General features: G+C 61.1%; 13 protein-coding genes and 1 pseudogene. 8 read left to right on the top strand and 6 right to left on the bottom strand.

Translation table 11 applies throughout. The features are described 5' to 3' along the window. Nucleotides 1–1,023 precede the first annotated feature (1,023 nt). The 8 genes and pseudogenes from NET03_RS09970 to NET03_RS09930 all read left to right on the top strand — a co-directional run bounded on the left by NET03_RS09970 (nt 1,024) and on the right by NET03_RS09930 (nt 9,107). The gene (locus NET03_RS09970; protein ID WP_252128767.1) at nt 1,024–1,860 is read left to right on the top strand and encodes an IclR family transcriptional regulator; all 837 of its coding nucleotides are present in this window, start codon (nt 1,024–1,026) and stop codon (nt 1,858–1,860) included. Between the two features lie 64 nt (nt 1,861–1,924). After that, nucleotides 1,925–3,012 (top strand): annotated as a pseudogene (locus NET03_RS13845) (sugar-binding protein). 62 nt (nt 3,013–3,074) lie between these two features. Beyond that, nucleotides 3,075–4,580, top strand: coding sequence for a sugar ABC transporter ATP-binding protein (locus NET03_RS09955; RefSeq protein ID WP_252128765.1), 1,506 nt, complete (start codon nt 3,075–3,077; stop codon nt 4,578–4,580). A gap of 15 nt (nt 4,581–4,595) precedes the next feature. Then, the gene (locus tag NET03_RS09950; RefSeq protein ID WP_252128764.1) at nt 4,596–5,750 is read left to right on the top strand and encodes a mandelate racemase/muconate lactonizing enzyme family protein; all 1,155 of its coding nucleotides are present in this window, start codon (nt 4,596–4,598) and stop codon (nt 5,748–5,750) included. Between the two features lie 10 nt (nt 5,751–5,760). Beyond that, a complete protein-coding gene (locus tag NET03_RS09945; RefSeq protein WP_252128763.1) occupies nt 5,761–6,597 on the top strand; it encodes an MBL fold metallo-hydrolase in 837 nt (278 codons plus the stop codon). A gap of 4 nt (nt 6,598–6,601) precedes the next feature. Then, a complete protein-coding gene (locus tag NET03_RS09940) occupies nt 6,602–7,672 on the top strand; it encodes an ABC transporter permease (protein ID WP_252128762.1) in 1,071 nt (356 codons plus the stop codon). 21 nt (nt 7,673–7,693) lie between these two features. Further along, the gene (locus NET03_RS09935) at nt 7,694–8,629 is read left to right on the top strand and encodes a U32 family peptidase (RefSeq protein ID WP_252128761.1); all 936 of its coding nucleotides are present in this window, start codon (nt 7,694–7,696) and stop codon (nt 8,627–8,629) included. Between the two features lie 136 nt (nt 8,630–8,765). Beyond that, complete coding sequence (locus NET03_RS09930) at nt 8,766–9,107, top strand: hypothetical protein (RefSeq protein ID WP_252128760.1); 342 nt, start codon at nt 8,766–8,768, stop codon at nt 9,105–9,107. Nucleotides 9,108–9,500: 393 nt separating this feature from the next. On the opposite strand, the gene NET03_RS09925 is transcribed toward NET03_RS09930, so the two are convergent. The 6 genes from NET03_RS09925 to NET03_RS09900 form a co-directional block, all read right to left on the bottom strand. Continuing rightward, entirely contained in the window at nt 9,501–10,565 is a 1,065-nt protein-coding gene (locus tag NET03_RS09925; RefSeq protein ID WP_252128759.1) for an extracellular solute-binding protein, read from the bottom strand. A gap of 233 nt (nt 10,566–10,798) precedes the next feature. After that, entirely contained in the window at nt 10,799–10,945 is a 147-nt protein-coding gene (locus NET03_RS09920; RefSeq protein WP_252128758.1) for a hypothetical protein, read from the bottom strand. A 64-nt stretch (nt 10,946–11,009) separates the two neighbouring features. Next, nucleotides 11,010–11,861 (bottom strand): carbohydrate ABC transporter permease, encoded by an 852-nt coding sequence (locus NET03_RS09915; RefSeq protein WP_252128757.1) that lies wholly within the window; start codon nt 11,859–11,861, stop codon nt 11,010–11,012. Next, nucleotides 11,858–12,235, bottom strand: a complete 378-nt coding sequence (locus NET03_RS09910; RefSeq protein WP_353655813.1) for a carbohydrate ABC transporter permease — start codon at nt 12,233–12,235, stop codon at nt 11,858–11,860. The genes NET03_RS09915 and NET03_RS09910 overlap by 4 nt, the downstream gene beginning before the upstream one ends. A gap of 3 nt (nt 12,236–12,238) precedes the next feature. After that, complete coding sequence (locus NET03_RS09905; RefSeq protein WP_252128755.1) at nt 12,239–12,778, bottom strand: carbohydrate ABC transporter permease; 540 nt, start codon at nt 12,776–12,778, stop codon at nt 12,239–12,241. Nucleotides 12,779–13,254: 476 nt separating this feature from the next. Further along, on the bottom strand, nt 13,255–14,823 hold the full coding sequence (locus tag NET03_RS09900; RefSeq protein ID WP_252128754.1) for a DAK2 domain-containing protein: 1,569 nt from the start codon (nt 14,821–14,823) through the stop codon (nt 13,255–13,257). Between the last annotated feature and the right edge of the window lie 57 nt (nt 14,824–14,880).

The raw sequence follows: 14,880 nt of genomic DNA, 5'->3' as shown, positions 1-14,880 counted from the left end.
CGAGCGAGCGATGACCTGACCCAAAACTGAAACGAGCCAGACACTGCAGACAATGCCGTGTCCGGCTTGTGTACCGTACTCACGCTGCCAGGAGACACAATAATGGCTGGTGGAGCGGATGTCAAGAGGCATTCCTCAGACGATTCCATCGAGTTTGGCGCGCGGAGACCGTGGCGTTGATGGCCTGCCGTTTCCAATAGGCTGGCGCCTTGCGCGATCATTTGCTTGGCGATCTCGTTCCCATATCCCCTGCACTGGCGCGTTACAGCGCTTCATGCGAGACGCAAAGGGACGTCTGCGAGCCCGGCCCCTGGACCGTGCTGCTGAGTTGCTGCTCTTCGTGCCTCTGACTCGTCCCCTGTCACTGGAACACCAGCGGGGGATGCGATTTCGAATTCGTGGATCTTGGATGGCTGCTACACTGCAGAACCAGGTCACTCTTGGTGCTTCTGCCCGATGCGGGGCGGTCGAACCGAGTGAGCGCCGAGGACGGATCCTCGCGGCGCCAAGATCGGTCTTGTTGATCCTCCTGTGATACCTTCGGGAGCAGGCGAGCTGCAGCTTGAGGCACCGCATTTACCGACCTTCCGGTGTTCCCGCAGTTGCGATCTGGATGCTGGTAACAACGCAACACGCTCTTACGGGGGTGCACGCCTGGGTTGCGGAGAGGATCGGCATGACGATACCCCATTCCCCGTGCTGAGAAGACAGAAGACCGGTTTCGAGAGCGGGTCATCCGCGTGGAGCACGAGCGCAGTGGCAGTCCAACAGTGCTCGCCGTGACGGCGCCCTGATCGTTTTCAGGAGTACTGGAGCTGCGCCTGAAGCGCTCTAGGAAATATTGGCGTGAGTGCTCGCCCTGGTCGTACTCCAGCGGAAGTCAAGCGTTGCTGGCCGGTTGTTCTCCCCTGGCACGTAGCAAATCTGTCAGGGAAGGGTTGACAGCCCCTTCCTGTAGCACTAGACTGTGCGCAGACGAGAGACGACCTGTCGGATAGTGTCTGAAATATCGGACACACGGAAATGCCGCGACGCGTACCCGCAGTTGAACGAGCACTAGACATCCTCGAGCTCTTCTTGCGGTCTCCCCAGCCGGAGTCGCTTTCTGTGCCGGAGATTGCGCGAGCGCTGGATTTGCCGCGCAGTACGGCACATGAGCTCGTTGCGACACTCGTCGCTCGTCGTTACTTGCGGCCGATTGAGGGGAACCCACACCGCTACGCGCTGGATGTCCGTGTCTTCGAGCTCGGTAATGCCTATGCGGCTGGGCTGGATCTCGCGCGCGAAGGTCAGATCGTGGCGCGTCGGGTGGCAGCGTCCTGTGACGAGACAGTGCACATCGCAGTGCTGGAGGGGACGGACGTCTTCTACATCGCCAAGGTGGACAGTACGAATGCACTGCGCCTTGTCTCAGCGATCGGTCGCCGACTACCGGCACACTGCACCGCGGTTGGCAAGATGTTGCTCTCCGGCCTGAGTGAAGAGGAGTTTGCCGAGCGGTTTGCCGGTGTGCGGGAGCTCCCGGGCATGACGCGAAACAGTCTCCGTTCGGTGGATGCTCTACGGGCAGAGCTGGCACGGACGCGGGCGCGAGGGATCGCGTGGGACAACTGCGAATCCAACCCTGATGTCCGCTGTGTGGCGGCGCCGATCTACGACCATCGCGGCCGAATGGTGGCGGCGATGAGTATTTCGTTCCCGGTCGTGCGTGATACGCCGGAGCGCTTCTTGGAGCTTTCACGCTTAGTCTGGGAGGGAGCGCGGGAACTCTCGCAGCGGCTCGGGTACCGGGAGATTTCGCAGGGGACCTGGCAGCCAGAGTTGCCTCCGTGGCACTCGGCGCTCGTCGCTGACAGCTGAGTCGTAGTGGGGGGAGGTGACGTTGGAGATCGAGCATCACGTCATCAGGCGATCTGATGACTCGATGGGCAAAGTATCGACGAGTCGGGAGGAGATGGTCATGGATGAGCGGACGATGCGGAGACTCGTAACGCGGCGGCAGCTGCTGCGTTCGGTATTGGTTGGTGGTGCGGGACTGTCGCTTCTCGGTGCATGCGGGGGTGGCCAGGCCACGCCGACGGCCGTGCCGGCGGCGAGTCCAACGCCGGCTCAAGCCGCAACACCGACGACTGCGGCTGCAGCCGGGCCGGTCCCGACAGTCGCCCCGGGGACGAAGATCACGGTCGCGATGGTGCCGAAGCTCGTGCACCCGTTCTTTGAGGATGTTCGGAAGGGTGGCGAGCAGAAGGCCAAGGAACTGGGCGTGGACTTCCAGTGGGTGGCGCCACAGCAGGCCGATCCAGCCCAACAGGTCTCGATGATCGAGGACCTGATCCGCAAGAAGGTGCATGCCATCTCGATCTCGCCGAACGAGCCGAAGTCGGTCGAGCCGGTTATCGCTGAGGGGATGAAGCAGGGCATTCTGATGATGACCTTCGACGCGGATTCCCCGAACAGCCAGCGTGTCATGTACATCGGCACGGATAACAAAGCTGCTGGCCGGACGATGGTCAAACTTCTCAACGGACAAGGGAAGGTCGGGATCATCACTGGCGGGCTTGGTGCGCTCAACCTGAATCGCGTATTGAGGGATTCAAGGAAGGGGTCGGACCGAACATTCAGGTCGTTGACGTCCAGGCTACCGACGATGATCTCCAGAAGGGGCTCTCGGTCAGTGAGGCGATGCTGCGGGCACATCCGGATCTCAATGGCATCGCCTGCGTGAGCGCAACGGGTGGGCCAACACTTGCCCAAGTGCTCAAGTCGCCCGAGTTTCAGGAGCGGATCGGAAAGCTGGTCATCGTCGCTTTTGACGATTTGGAGGAGACGAAGCGGGCGATTGACGAAGGAATTATCGCAGCAACGATGGTGCAGCGTCCGGTTCAGATGGGTGTGTTGACCGTGCAGTGGGCTTATGACATTCTGACTGGAAAGGCCAAGCCTCCGTTCCAGAATATCGATACCGGCGTCACTGTTGTGACGAAGGAGAACCTCAACAGCTACACGAAGTGAGCCATCAGGGCCAGGGGACTGGAGCGCCCCTGGCCCACCGCTATGACGGTGAAGGGGAAGCGATGACCGTTCCGGTCCTTGAAGCGCGCAACATCAGTAAACGGTTCCCCGGTGTCGTCGCCTTGGAGCGCGTGTCGCTGTGTGTCTCGCCCGGAGAGATACTGGCAGTCGTCGGGGAGAATGGGGCGGGGAAATCGACGCTGATGAAGATCCTCTCCGGTGCGCTCCAGCCTGACGAAGGAGAAATCCTGCTCGACGGCCGACGGGTTCGATTCTCCGATCCGCGTCAGGCTCTCGCGCAAGGTATTGGGATCATCTACCAGGAGCTCAGCGTCATCGACACCTTGTCGGTCGGGGAGAACGTGTTCCTTGGGCGACTGCCGGAGCGGCCGGGGCTTCCCGGAAGCGTGGACTGGCCGCGCCTGTGGCGCGACGCGGCGCGCGTGCTGGAGCGTGTCGGTGTCCGAATCGACCCACAGTGGCAAGTCCGCGAGTTGAGCGTGGCCCAGAAGCAGCTGGTCGAAATCGCGCGAGCGCTTTCGCAAGACGTGCGGGTGTTGATCCTCGACGAGCCGACGAGTTCGCTCTCGCTCCAAGAAACAGAGCGACTGTTTGAAATTTTGCGTGGCTTACGCGCACAGGGTGTCGCAGTCATCTACATCTCCCATCGCTTGGAGGAAATCTTCGCCCTCGCCGATCGGGTCACGGTGCTCCGTGACGGCCGGGTAGTGGGGACGCTGCCAATCGGTGAGGCGACGCGTGAGGGACTGATTCGGATGATGGTTGGACGCGATCTTTCGGCGTATTACCGGGCGGTCCGCTCGACGCCTGGTCCCATTCGGTTAGAGGTGCGCGGCCTCTGTCGCTCGGGTGTCCTGCATGACGTCAGCCTGAGGGTGCGGGGAGGGGAGATCGTTGGCTTGGCTGGGCTCGTCGGGGCTGGACGCACGGAGCTCGCACGGTGCCTCTTTGGGGTGGACCCGGTCGATCGTGGGGAGATCCGCATCGATGGTCGGTTGGTGACGATCCGGAATCCGCGCGATGCCGCACGACACGGGATCGTCCTCGTCCCGGAGGACCGCAAGTTGCAGGGGCTGGTGCTGATCCTTTCGGTGCGGGAGAACGTGACCTTGCCGGTCCTCGCACAACTAGGATGGTTGGGGTTTCCCTCTCGCCGTGCTGAGGAGCGGATCACCCAGCTTTTCGTCGAACGTCTCCGGATCCGAACGCCGTCACTTGAGCAGCGGGTGATGAATCTGAGCGGAGGGAACCAGCAGAAGGTTGTGTTAGCGCGGGCGTTGGCGACCAATCCGAAGGTGTTGATCCTCGACGAGCCGACGCGTGGGATCGACGTTGGGGCGAAAGCGGAGGTTCACACACTCATTGCCGAGCTCGCCGAGGCCGGTATGGGGATTCTGCTGATCTCGTCGGAGCTTCCGGAAGTGCTGAGTATGAGTCACCGGGTTCTGGTCATGAGTGGTGGCCGCATTGTGGCCGAATTCCCGCGCGAGGAGGCGACGGAAGAGGGCGTCCTGGCTGCGGCGACGGGGCACCAGGTGACAGTGTGAGGGAAGGAGCGACTCGTGCGAATTGTCGATGTGAAGACGTACGTGTTGGGGACGGCCTGGCGCAACTTGACCTTCGTTGAAGTCCACACCGACGAGGGCATTACTGGGGTCGGCGAAGCCCGGATGTTGAATCACACGGATGCCTTGCTGGGCTACCTGGCCGAGGCGGTCCCGAACCACGTGCTGGGGAGTGACCCGTTCCGTATCGAGGACCTAGTCTTCCGGATGATGCGCAATGACTATGCGCGACCAGATTACATAATGATGTCCGGCATTGCGGCCATCGAAATCGCGTGCTGGGACATCATGGGGAAGGCACTGGGTCTACCAGTCTACCAGCTGCTCGGTGGTGCGGTGCGCGACCAGATCAAGGCGTATGCCAACGGCTGGTACACCGTTGAGCGAACACCAGAGGAGTTCGCCGAGGCGGCCCGACGAGTCGTTGAGCGTGGGTACCGAGCACTGAAGCTTGATCCGTTCGGTGCGGGATACTACGAGCTCGACCTGGAAGAGAAGCGGCGAGTGGTTGCCCTAGTCGAGGCAGTGCGGGAAGCCGTTGGGCCAGACGTCGAGATTTTGATCGAGATGCATGGGCGTTTCAACCCGGTGACCGCCGTTGAGATGGCGCGACTACTGGAACCATACCGTCCTGGCTGGATCGAGGAGCCGGTTCCTCCGCACAACCTCGCGGCGCTGAAGAAGGTGGCGGAGCAGGTCTCCGTACCGGTAGCGACTGGAGAGCGAATCCACACGCGCTACGACTTCCGCGAGTTGTTCGAACTGCAGGCAGCGGACATTATCCAGCCGGACATCACGCACCTCGGCGGGCTCCTAGAGACGAAGAAGCTGGCAGCCTGGGCGGACGCCTATTACATCCTGGTTGCGCCGCACAACGTCTGTGGGCCGGTGGGAACAGCTGCCAACTTGCACCTAGCGGCCTGTACGACGAATTTCAAGATTCAGGAGCACTTCAACGACTTCGCCGAGGCACACGTGAAGGCCGCTGCACCGGGGGTGCCGGAGGTCGTGGACGGCTACTTCCCGTTGCCAAGCGGACCAGGGCTTGGTGTGGAACTCGATCACGCAGTGCTCGAGCGGTACCCGCGCCGGCGTGTCTTTTTCAACCTCTTCGCCGAAGACTGGCACCGTCGGCAGGCGGAGCGCTCCTGAAGGGGGCAGCATGGGCACGCTTGGTCAGATGCTGGGTGATCTCGCAGCGCGCGAGCATGCCGTCGGTTTGGTGCGGTTGGGACAGGCGAGCGTCGCGCTGGCAGGTGGGGGCCGTATTGTTCTGATCGATCCGTTTCTCTCACCACATCCTGATCGGTTGGTACCACCGCCAATAACTCCTAACGAACTCACGATGGTTGATCTTGTGCTCGTGACGCACGAGCATTGGGATCACCTTGATGGTGCGGCGTGTGCTGGGATCGCAGCGGCTGCGCCGATGGCGCTCTTCGCCTGCCCGGAACCGGTTATGCCGCAGCTCGTGGCGGCGGGTGTACCGGAAGGACGGGTGCGCGGCGTGCGCCCTGGCCGTGCGTATGAGCTGGCCGGCGTGACTGTGTGGCCAGTGCCGGCGAAACACGGACTCCATACTGCTGATGCCTACAGCTTTGGCGAGGTGGATGGGGTGCCGCGGTTTCTGGGGTATGTCGTGGATTTCGGTGGTGTGCGGCTCTACCATGCGGGGGACACGATCGCGTATGAGGGGCTTGAAGAAGCGCTACGCTCGCTCGGACCGCAGATCGTGCTGTTACCGATCAATGGCCGCGATTGGTTCCGGGAGCGCGAGGACATCGTTGGCAACCTCGACGTGCGGGAAGCCGCCCACCTCGCCGTTGGGATCGGTGCGGAGCTCCTGGTGCCGTTGCACTACGACATGTTCGCCGCGAATCTGGCTGATCCAGGCGCACTGGTGCGGTATGTGCATGACCGGCAGTTGCCGGTGAACGTCTTGGTCCTCCAGGTTGCGCGACCGGTACTCGTCCAGCCGGTACAGACAGTGGGGCGGTGAGGCGATGGATCCGCGTGCGCCACGACAGGAAGCCGTCACAGCGGAGATCGGCCAAGCCGAACGAACCTCCGTGTGGTCACCGGTCAAGCCAGGAACATGGGGCCGCCGGGTCTTGCAGCGGTTGACCGGGCTGCGGGAATTCAACATCCTGGTTGCGCTGCTCGTCCTCGGCCTCTTCCTCTCCGTGACCACTGACGCATTTCTGACAACGGGGAACCTCTTTGGTGTGGCACGGGCCTTCTCGCTCACGGCGATCGTGGCCATCGGTCAGACGATGGTCATTCTCACCGGTGGAATCGATCTTTCCGTCGGCTCGGTGCTGGCGCTCGCTGGCCTTTCGACCGGGATGTTGCTCGAGCGCGGAGCACCATTGCCGGTGGCGGTGCTGGCTGGCCTCGCTGTGGGCGCCCTGGTCGGGCTCGTTAATGGCCTGTTGATTACGCGCGTGGGGCTGCCGCCCTTCATCGCGACGTTGGGGACGCTCAGCATCGGGCGGGGCCTCGTCTACGTGTTGACCAAGGGCTATCCAGTGACGGTTCCCTACGACTACCAAGCCTTCATCTGGCTTGGTCAAGGATATATTTGGATCGTACCGGTTCCAGTCGTCATCATGGTCGTCTTGACCATCCTTGGGACGATCTTCCTCGGCTTCACGACGTATGGGCGGTACATCTACGCGGTCGGGGGGAACCCAGAGGCTGCCCGGCTGGCGGGCATTCCGGTCGAACGGGTGAGGCTCTTGGTGTACATCCTGTGTTCCACACTGGCTGCACTGGCTGGACTGATCCTCGTTGCCCGACTTGTATCGGCACAACCGTCGGCGGGACTGGGGTTCGAACTGCCGGTCATCGCGGCCTCAATCATCGGTGGAACGAGCCTCATGGGTGGCGAGGGAACGGTTCTTGGGGCCGTGCTTGGGGCGGCGATCATGGGTGTGCTGGAGAACGGCATGGTCTTACTGGGCGTGAGCACGTACGCGCAGCAGGCGGTGACGGGGACGGTCATCATCTTGGCAGTTGCGCTTGATATCTGGCAGAAGCGGCGACGAGCGCGGGTGCGGCGCGCTCGCAGCTAAGGCGCATGGGGGTGGCGAAGGGTGGAGCGGACGCGAGCGTTCTTGGAGCGGTTGGGGCTGCCACGAGGCGATCTGCACGAACTACCGACGAGTACCAAACGGTTTCCCGACGGTGCGCAGTACCGGGTCGAGATTCCGAGTACGGAGGGGCCGCGTGTACTCGCCGCGGTCATTGAAGAGGCGAGGCGTTACGGCGTCGTCGTGCACCGCATCTCGCAGGGAAGCGGCGTCATGCTGCTCACTGATGAGGAAATCCGCGAAATGGGGTACCTCGCAGCCGCGGAGGGGATGGAACTCAGCCTCTTCGCGCGCCCAAGTGCGGGATGGGACATCGGCGGAATGGCGCGAGCAAGCGTGGGGGCGATGGTGAGCGCCAAGCTGCGCGGCCAAGAACAGCTCGTGCATTGCCTTGAAGACGTGCGGCGGGCGGCCGAACGAGGGATTCGCAGTGTCCTCCTGGCCGACGAGGGTGCGCTCTGGGTGGCGGGCGAGATGCGACGCGCTGGTGAGCTGCCACGGGACATGCAGTTCAAGGTCAGTGTCCTCATGGGTGCAGCGAACCCCGCGTCGGTCAAGCTGCTCGTGCAGCTCGGAGCCGATACCTACAACGTGGTGACCGACCTCACGCTGGCGCAGCTCGCAGCGATCCGCGCAGCGGTCGACGTTCCGCTTGATGTGTATGTTGAGGTGCCGGATGACGTCGGCGGGTTCGTAAGACATTACGAGATTGCCGAACTGGTGCGGGTGTGCGCACCGGTCTACCTCAAGTTTGGGCTTCGTAATGCGCCGAACATCTATCCGTCCGGGAGGCACCTTGAGGACCTTGCAGTGCAACTGGGTCGGGAGCGGGTGCGGCGAGCCGCCATTGGGCTGATGATTCTTCACCGCTATTATCCGGATGCCGTGGGGTCTCGACCCGGAGCAGCGGGGCTGGCTATTCCAGTTGTGGAGGCGTAGGGGAAAGGTGACTCTGGCGAGGGACAACCTACTGAGTCCGGTACAGCGCAGGCGAAGGGTCTGCAGGAAACAGTACAAATGTCCTAACATGGTCCACTCGAGCGTTGCCGACGCTCTCGAGTAAGAAGGGCGTCCGATGGAATCGGGTGGAGCGGTGCGGACGACGGGGCTGAGTGAGCTGATCGCAGCGCTGTGGCGTTGTGGCGTACCGGTGGTGGGGTGGGCCGAAGTACGTGACGGGATCGTGCTCCTCACTGACGGTGGGGAAACAGTCCTTGTCCCACGTCTCCGTTTAGGCGAGCGGACCGATGCGGTCGCGTGGAGCTTAGCGGCACAGTTGCCGCGGCGTCGAATTGTTGAGACACCCGTGAGCCCCGAACAGGTACCGCGTTTCAGCGAGCGCGAGCTGGCCTGGCTGCGCTTCGTTCGCTGGTTGCGTGGACGCGAGCGGAGGGGTTCTTCATTGCAAGGGGATTAATGGCAAAAGAAGGGCTGGCGGCGGTGACTGCCGTACAGGCCGTAAGGCGCAAGCACTGTGAGCGTTGCATAGACTCGCTTTCCCCAACAGGGCCTTGAACTGAGCTGTGGATCGGTGGGTGAGATGCCGAGCCTCTTGCGTTGTGCCTCGGAAAAGGCCATAGACTGTTCTGCGTGTGAGGAGGCGACAGAACAAGTATTGTTGATGACGATAGGCCATCTGGAGCGAAGTCGGCCCCCGCGGTTCGGCGTGTGTTGAGACTCGCCGCGGGGCGGACGCGGCCAGCGTTGGTGGTACAAGTCGTCGCGCCGACTGGGAGTGCAAAGCAGAAGACAGAAATATGAGGCCGCCCTGGACACCCAGGGCGGCCACACGCGCCTCGTGTGGTGCCGGTCAAATGAGGCCGCGGTCCTTCCACTTCTTGAAGATATCTTGAATCTGACGCTCTGCCTCAGCGAGAGCATCTTGCGGGGACGCTTTGCCCGTGGCCACCTTGGTGAACAGATCGTTGATGATCCAACGATCGAAGATTTCTGCCTCGGCGGCGTTCATGTAGCCAGGCCAGCCGACATTCACTGTCCAATCGGGAGCGGTCGCAAGCATAGCGTACTTGTCTGGTGGATTCGCTTTGGGATCATTCTGGACCTGCTGTTGCCAGTCGGGAACCGCCTTGGGGAAGGAAGGAATATTGTAGAACTTGGAGGCTTTGAAAGCGTCTTGGTAAGCAGCAACCAGATCCTTCAAGAACGACTTGGCAACATCGACGTTGGGGGAGAATTTCCAGATGACGAAGCAGTTATACCAGTGTGCGCTACCCTTCCGGTCGCGGGGGCCTGCGGCAGTCTTGGCAATCGCGATTTTGGGTGCAAGGTCAGGGTATGTTGCCTCGGCAGTGCGCGTGGCCGAAATTGCATTGAGGATTAGCTCGCCGCGTCCGGAGACAAGGAACCGGTTATTTGAGGTTGCGTCCCACGCCAGCACCTCTTCGGTTTCGGCGTCTTGGAAAAGCTGCTTGGCGAACTTTAGGGCCTCAAGTGTCTCTGGCCTATTGATGACCACGTTGCCATTCGCATCCTGGATCGACGTGCCAAAGCCCCACATAATCGTACGCATCGCCATACCGGTATCGATTTCCGGCGAGAAACCGATGCCGATCGGATTCCCCATCTGCTTGAGTTGATGGCCGGCCTCGAGGATGTCCTGCCACGTGTCAGGCGTCTTCCCAACCTGGTCGAAGAGGTCTTTTCGGTAGAGAATCGGGTCAGCAGCCCAGAAGGCCATGAAGCTGTACCAGACGTCGGCCTTGGGGTTGTAGCAGGAGCGCTCAAGGAGTGGGTAATAGCCCCCGTATTCCTGCTTCAGCTCTTTGATCAGGTCGTTCAGCGGAACGACTTCAGTTTCGTATTGTGAGGGTGGGAACCCGAAGGCGAATAGGTCGTGACCACTTTGTGCTGACACTTCGGCAGCCCGAGCAGGAATATCGGCGTAGGTGAGTCGTCAGAGACGACTTGAACGTTGTTTTTTTTGCGCCCCACTCTTGGACCCACTGGTCGAACCACTTGTCATAGTCCGGGACGAAGTGGCTCTACTGCAAGATCTTGAGCGTGGCCGGCCCGGATCGCGTCGGTGTCGCTGCAACCGCTGGAGTAGCACTGGGCGCAGTTGGACTGGCCTGGGCGGCAGCCGTTGGACTAGCAGCGGGCGCGCGTCGGAGTCGCTTGTCCACCAGCTTGGGCTGAGGTCGGCGTTGCTTGGCCGCCAGCACAGCTGGCCAGCAGCCCGGCGGCAGCCATGCTGCTCAACAAAACAAGCAGGTGACGCCGGGTGAAGCGATGCATGGCTCGACCCTCCTCACGTAACGACACCGAACCCAATCCGATTGGATAGCCAAACCCCCAGACTTCATCGCAAGGCACCGGCGGTCAAACCCTCCACAAATCGGTCGAGGAACGCGTTATAGAGCAAGGCGACGGGAAGGCTGACGACAAGCGCCGAGGCCATGATGGCACCCCAGAAGCAGATGTCACCACGAATGAGATCGGTCGGTACGCCGACGCTCACCGTCTTCAGGCCAGAGATCGAGACAAAGGTGAGCGCGTAGATGAATTCGTTGACGGCGAGCGTGAAGGTGAAGATGACAGTGGTCAAGATTCCCGGGACGGCAAGTGGCAGCAGGATACGGTAAAAAGCGGTGAAGCGTGTTGCGCCGTCGACCAAGGCTGCCTCTTCTAGTTCTTGCGGGAGGGAGCGGAAGAAGCCCATGAGCGGCCAGGAGACGAAGGGAACCGCGAGGCTGGGATAGGTGAGGACCAGCGACCACGTATTGTCCAGCAGCCCGATGCTGCTGACGATCTGCGAAAGCGGGAGGAAAAGTAGTGTCGGCGGGATGAGGTAGGTGAGGAAGACCGCGATTCCCAGGTTCTGCCCCACCCGTCCGCGGAGGCGCGCCAGTGCATAGCCTGCTGGGAGCGCCAAAACGAGTGTGATCAGAACCGCAGCCAGCCCAGCCCCTGCCGTATTCATAATCCAACGAGGAAACATCGTCTCCTTAAACAGAAGACGAAAGTGCGCGAGCGTTGGTGGCTCGTTGAAGAGAAAAGGATTGTTCGTCGGATTGTAGAGATCGCTATCGCGCTTGAAAGCAGTGATTGCCATCCACACAAAGGGGAAGAGTGCTTGCGCTAGGAAGATTGCCAGAACAGCGACAAGCAAGAGCCGCAGAAATAAGCGCCGGATGTCGGCGGTCGCTGTCACTCTGTCACCTCCCGATGCGACAACCGCAGGACCCACACAGCGACGATGGCGAGAACCGGTAGCATGAAGAGCGCGATCGCCGCGCCTTGTGCGAGATCACCGGCGACGATCCCGACCTGGAAAGCCCAACTGGACAGCACATGACTTGTGTCATAAGGGCCACCGCGAGTCAGGATCCAGACGACCGCCATATCGGTGAAGGTGAAGAGAGCCGTAAACAGGATCGCCACACCGAGGATCGGTCGAACGAGCGGTAGGGTAATCCGGAAAAGACGTGTGAAGAAGCCTGCGCCATCGACGAGTGCGGCCTCGATGAGTTCTCGAGGCACGGCACTAGTTCCTGCGAGCGTGATCACAGTCGCGAAGGGGAGGATGCGCTAGACCTGCACGATGATGATCGAAATAATGGTAAGACTCGGAATCCCCCGCCACTGGGGAAATTCATAGGGGCCAAGAAGATGGAGCTTGCGGGCCATCCAGTTAATGACGCTGTACTGCGAGTCAAAGATCCATTTCCACGCGATAGTGCTCATCACAACCGGGGATGCCCAGGGGAGAAGCAAGAGATAGCGGATGACCGGTTTACCTGGAAACCGTTCTGCCAGCGCGGTAGCGGGGATGGTCGAAAGAACGAGAACAGCAATCAACACCACGATCGTGATCAGCACGGTGTTCCTCAGCGCCTGTCGAAAGATCTCATCGGCAAGAATTGCACCAAAATTGGCGAGACCAGCGAACGAATAGTCCCGCCGTCCAACAGAGATGTGGCTGAGGCTGTAATAGATCGAAAGAACGAGGGGAAAGCCGATGAGGAGGAAGATATACAGCGTTGCCGGAAGGAGGAGCCAAATTTCCCAGCGTACACGTCTTACAACACTGCGCCGAGCGGCGACTCGCGGTACAGCAGCCGAGACCATACTCTCGTCTCGTCCCTTCCGTCACGCCGTACGAGATTCGCCACTTCACCTCTCATCGAGTCGTCAGATAAGTCGTCACCAGTCTAGTGAGCGCTGCAGGGACTGTCACAACCCCCTCTTTCTCGCTTGAGCTGAGAATGAGTCAGTTTGCGGATGCCTGGGTGTGTTTTGGTGTCTACTTGGTCTTCAGGGCCGTGCTTCGCCACGGGGTACCGGTGATCTCGGACGGATGATGATCTCGCCGCCAGTATTCGGGAGCGTGTTCCTACGCTGAGTACTCTCATGGATCGCACAGAGAATGGGCGGCAGCGTTCCCGAGTTGCGGTCTCTCACCAAAGTAGTGGTGCAGCGCCTCGAGCGAGGACTCAGGACGAGCAAAAGAGCGGCACACTGTTGGTGTGTAATTTACCGAGTCCTGCATGAGAAGTTGCGTCGCGTTTGCGGTCGAGAAGGGGCAGCAGTAACTTTGCGTGGCGTCATTCGAGGGCGATAGACAAGGGTGGAGCAGGCTGATGCCCCCAGAAGAGCTCAATCTGCAGGTGTGGCCAGCGTTCCAGGATAGCCTGCCGAACGGGCTCGATACGGCCGACGGTCTCCCCGATGACGATGGAGCACAGCTCGGCATCCTCGGGATCAAGAGAGGAAAGTGCTTGGAGTGCTACTGCTGGGAGGCTAGTCATGCGACCTAGGACATTGTCTCCCCCGTCACGACCAGTTGTACTCGCCAGAATATCAACCGTACGCAGACGGGCCAATACAGCTTGGATCTCTCGCACTGTCTCGTCCAGGTCGCGTTCTGGGTCAAGGAAGGAAAGAGCCACGAGCTGTGCCGCAAGTGACCGCACAGGCAATACAGCGAGTCGTGGGTGAAGCGTGCGTGCGGCTTGTTGTGCCATCTCCACGTCGGTGTCACTACTAGGAAGCACGACGATCTGTTCCACAGGGAGCTTGGCGAGGTGGCTCATGAGCGAACTCGCTGACAGGGGCTTCCGGTTCGTCGTGATCCCGTATGCCCCAAGGCGATGCGCCAAGGTGACGATCCCAGGGGCGGCTGAGAGGACAACAAGGATGGACTGCCGAGGCTCGGTGAGGGGAACCACAGCAGGCTCGCCACTAAAACTGTCGATGATGATCGACCGTATCTGACCCACGTGACGCAGGAACCCCTGTACCGTGTCCGGCATGGTGGTGTGTAAATGGACACGCAGGAGATCGCCGTCACCGATGACCTCAATCGACTCTCCGTAGCGAGCGAGTTCCTGTGCGATCCTTTCGCGCGGGGTGCCATCGCAATACAGGAGCGCGTTCAGGCAATAACCGGTTGTCGGCTTATCTGATCGAGGAACTGGTTTCGATGGGACAGGGAGCGGTCGGAGCTCCATCTCCTCACCGCAGGCCAATGCTGTCCAGGCGTCGAAGATCACCGCGAGACCCTGGGCGCCTGAGTCAACCACACCACGTTCGCGCAGCACCGTGAGGAACTCGGGAGTCCGAGCGACTGCTGCGACGGCGGCCCTCCGCACGGCTAGGAACAGGTCCGCAAGTGTGCCCCCTGTCTCAGCGACGCGTACCGCTGTTTCGGCCACAGCACGCAGCACCGTGATCATCGTGCCCTCGATGGGATGAAGCAGCGCACGACGGGCGAGCGCGTCAGCGCGAGTGAGCGCGTCACTGAAGGCGAAGGCGTCCAGTACCGTATGTTCTCGCGTCGTCTCCGCGAGGGCGCGGAAAACCTGGCTCAAGATCACACCGGAATTCCCGTGTGCCGCACGCAGGGCGGCTCGCGCCGCAGCCTCCGTGACTGCTGGCAGCCCTTCACCTGCCACGTTGCGTGCGGCGCGGAGTGCTGCTCGTGCAGTCAGGAGGAGGTTGGTACCGGTGTCTCCATCGGCCACTGGAAAAACATTGAGCGCATCGAGGCTGGCAGCATGGTCGCCGAGGGCCGTCACTGCCGCATCCAATGCAGCCAGAAAAGTTGCCTCATCCCATACGAGCGCAGGAGCCTGGCTGATCATCGCGGTTTCGTCTTTCTCTTGCTCGGACATCGGCCGCTCCTCTTCCTCAAGCGGCTGAGTCAGGGAGAGTTCCCTCACACTAGTTCC

The sequence above is a fragment of the Thermomicrobium sp. CFH 73360 genome, from assembly GCF_023806465.1.
In the GTDB taxonomy this organism is placed as follows: Bacteria; Chloroflexota; Chloroflexia; order Thermomicrobiales; family Thermomicrobiaceae; genus Thermomicrobium.
The sequence above is the reverse complement of the archived record's forward strand: the minus strand, read 5'-3'. Positions and strand labels throughout refer to the sequence as shown.

Coding starts and splice junctions, on each gene's coding strand:
- NET03_RS09905 (WP_252128755.1), bottom strand. CDS start 12,778: ATGGTCTCGGCTGCTGTACCGCGAGTCGCCGCTCGGCGCAGTGTTGTA.
- NET03_RS09900 (WP_252128754.1), bottom strand. CDS start 14,823: ATGTCCGAGCAAGAGAAAGACGAAACCGCGATGATCAGCCAGGCTCCT.
- NET03_RS09920 (WP_252128758.1), bottom strand. CDS start 10,945: ATGCATCGCTTCACCCGGCGTCACCTGCTTGTTTTGTTGAGCAGCATG.
- NET03_RS09945 (WP_252128763.1), top strand. CDS start 5,761: ATGGGCACGCTTGGTCAGATGCTGGGTGATCTCGCAGCGCGCGAGCAT.
- NET03_RS09940 (WP_252128762.1), top strand. CDS start 6,602: ATGGATCCGCGTGCGCCACGACAGGAAGCCGTCACAGCGGAGATCGGC.
- NET03_RS09930 (WP_252128760.1), top strand. CDS start 8,766: ATGGAATCGGGTGGAGCGGTGCGGACGACGGGGCTGAGTGAGCTGATC.
- NET03_RS09955 (WP_252128765.1), top strand. CDS start 3,075: ATGACCGTTCCGGTCCTTGAAGCGCGCAACATCAGTAAACGGTTCCCC.
- NET03_RS09970 (WP_252128767.1), top strand. CDS start 1,024: ATGCCGCGACGCGTACCCGCAGTTGAACGAGCACTAGACATCCTCGAG.